The sequence below is a fragment of the Stieleria sp. genome (genome assembly GCF_041595215.1).
GTDB classification, from domain to species: Bacteria; Planctomycetota; Planctomycetia; order Pirellulales; family Pirellulaceae; genus Stieleria; species Stieleria magnilauensis.
In genome coordinates, this window is the sequence record NZ_JBFHKV010001239.1 from 1 (window position 1) to 2287 (window position 2287).

At 63.1% G+C, this 2287-nt stretch carries 2 protein-coding genes and 1 pseudogene; 1 reads left to right on the forward strand and 2 read right to left on the reverse strand.

Translation table 11 applies throughout. The features are described 5' to 3' along the window. Window positions 1-786 (forward strand): annotated as a pseudogene (locus ABX749_RS30070) (hypothetical protein); the annotation flags it as partial. A gap of 42 nt (window positions 787-828) precedes the next feature. On the opposite strand, the gene ABX749_RS30075 reads toward ABX749_RS30070, so the two are convergent. Continuing rightward, window positions 829-1791, reverse strand: coding sequence for a beta-ribofuranosylaminobenzene 5'-phosphate synthase (locus tag ABX749_RS30075; protein WP_372899283.1), 963 nt, complete (start codon window positions 1789-1791; stop codon window positions 829-831). Next, the coding region (locus tag ABX749_RS30080) for a DUF447 domain-containing protein (RefSeq protein WP_372899284.1) at window positions 1788-2287 on the reverse strand (500 nt) is incomplete at its 5' end. The genes ABX749_RS30080 and ABX749_RS30075, both read right to left, overlap by 4 nt.

Here is a 2287-nt window from a genome sequence, read left to right on the forward strand (position 1 = left end):
CGCGTCGTCGGCGGGGCTTGGAGCGTGATCTTTGATCGATCGATGCCAGCGGCACAAGATTTGGTCGTCACAAAGAGGAGCGAAGGAGCTGGCGACGATCGCGTGGTGAGTTATCGGCTTGAGCATCGGGACTGGAAGACGGTCGTGGACCTCGACGTCGTTGCGGGGAAAAACAGCAGCGCGACGGGGCACGTCGTGGTGCCGACGACGTCGGGTCGCGAGAGGTCGCGGCGTGATGCGATCGTGAAGTCGGTTGCCGCCGAGGGCGACGGCAGAACGACGGTGATCGCCTACCTGACCCCGGCGCTTGCTGCGACGGCGGACCACGCGCGAGAAGCGATGGCAAGTGAACACCAGCAACCGTTGATTGACGACGAACGAAGTTATTCCGGATTGACGTTCGGCTACAACCGGCCGCTCGCCGTCAAGCGATTCGAGCAACTGTTGTGCGTCGTGGCGTACCTCGATCACTCCACACCCGATGGACCGTTGACGCTGGTCGCGAATCAATCCAGTTGCGTCAGCAGCGCCGCTGCCTCCGTGGTCGCCGGCGATTTGGTTGACGAAGTTCATCTCGACAGCGACGGGTTTCGTTTGAACCACGTGCCCGATTACAGCGACGAACATTTTGTGCCGGGCGCGGCGAAGTACTTTGATTTGCCGGGGCTGTTGTCGTTGCGGGCACCCCACGCGTTGTCGATCCAGGGCGAGGCCGAAGGGGCGATGGGATTGGTCCAAAAGGTTTACGCAGCGGCCGGGGCGGCGGACAGGTTGACGGTGCAGTAAGTAGGGCATGCTGTGCATGCCAATCGTCATGCACAGCATGACCTACGCGCGGCTCACCGTTCGCCCGGTGCGTTTGATGCGGGCGATTTGGATGTTCATCGTGGGGCTGGCAAACTGTTCCGCCAGTCCTTGGGCGGACGATTCGTCTTCGCACCACACGAACACGCCTGGCCCCCAACTGCTTTGTCCCACACCGATCGCGCCGGCGTTTTGTAGCGACGCGATCAGCTCGGTGACCCAGCGGCCGTTGTACGGACCGCCTTGGGCTTCGGCGAACAGCATGCCGCTGGCATGGTTGTAGCTTTCGATCGCGCGGGCGAATTCGGTGAAGCGGCCGGCCTGGGCGGCCGGCAGAATGTCGTCGAGGATGTGCCGGCGCAGCTCATCGCGAAGACGGTTTGCCGCCGAGCGGAGAGGTTCCGATTGCAGTCTGGCAAAGTGATCGGATTCGTGGTTGCCGGAAACGGTTTCGGCAACCGTCGCGGGGCTGAGTGTCAGCAACCGCCATCGCTCGGGTAATTCGACACGTTGGCGAATCGGGTTCAGCGTTTGGTGATCGTCATCACCGGTTTCGAAGATCATGCCGCCGTTGAAAAAGCCATGGACTCCGACCGCCGAGCGTTTGCCCCGATCGGCGATCTGGACGGCGAGTGTTTCATCGGTCATCTCCTGACCGGTCAATTGACGCAACCCTTCGGCGATGGCCAGTGAGAGTTGTGTGCCGCTGCCGAACCCACGGTGCGGCGGCGCGGCCTTGACGACGTCGATCGCCACGGCGGGTAACGCCGCCTGGCCGGTGGCTTGGCAAAAACGTTTGGCGATCGGGCAGGCTCGTTGTTGGTAGCCGCTCGCGACAGTCCATTGCTCGGCCGCGGAAAGTTCGACGACGGTCGCCGGCCGGTCGATCATCGCACCGAGACCACCGAATGGCGGCGACGTGTCGAGTAACCCGAAGTGCAACCGGGCGCCGGTTTCGATTCGAATCCGTTTCGCCGCGCGCATCATGGGGTTCCGGTCGGGGCGGGAGGCTTGATCCGCTGGGTGATCACGGCAGCCAACGTCGCGAACGCGTCCCGTTCGGTGTCGCCCGCGGTCTTGTCGACCAAGGGTTTCAATGCCTCCAGTTGCGATCTGACGTCCTCGGCCGAGATCAAATGGGTTCGCGTTGCCAGGATCGCCGCTTCGATGACGGCATGCTTGGCTCGATTGAATCCAAAGAACGGCGCGATGATTCCGGAGTCGACGACACGGCACGGCATCTCGTAGCGGGGCGGCGTTTCGGCCACGGAAACGACTTCGACGGCGAACCAACGATGGCAACGGTTCAAGATCGCCCATAGTCCGCACTCCGACCGCCGCACCGATGCGGCTTGATCGTCGAGCTGGCTGACCGCGGCCCGGGCGAACAGGGCCGCGTCGTCGGTCACGTGGATCGTCGCGCGGCGCGTCGCACGCAGATTTTCGAACGTGCGAGAGCCCTCGAACGGTCGCAGGACAAAGC

Coding starts and splice junctions, on each gene's coding strand:
- ABX749_RS30075 (WP_372899283.1), bottom strand. CDS start 1,791: ATGATGCGCGCGGCGAAACGGATTCGAATCGAAACCGGCGCCCGGTTG.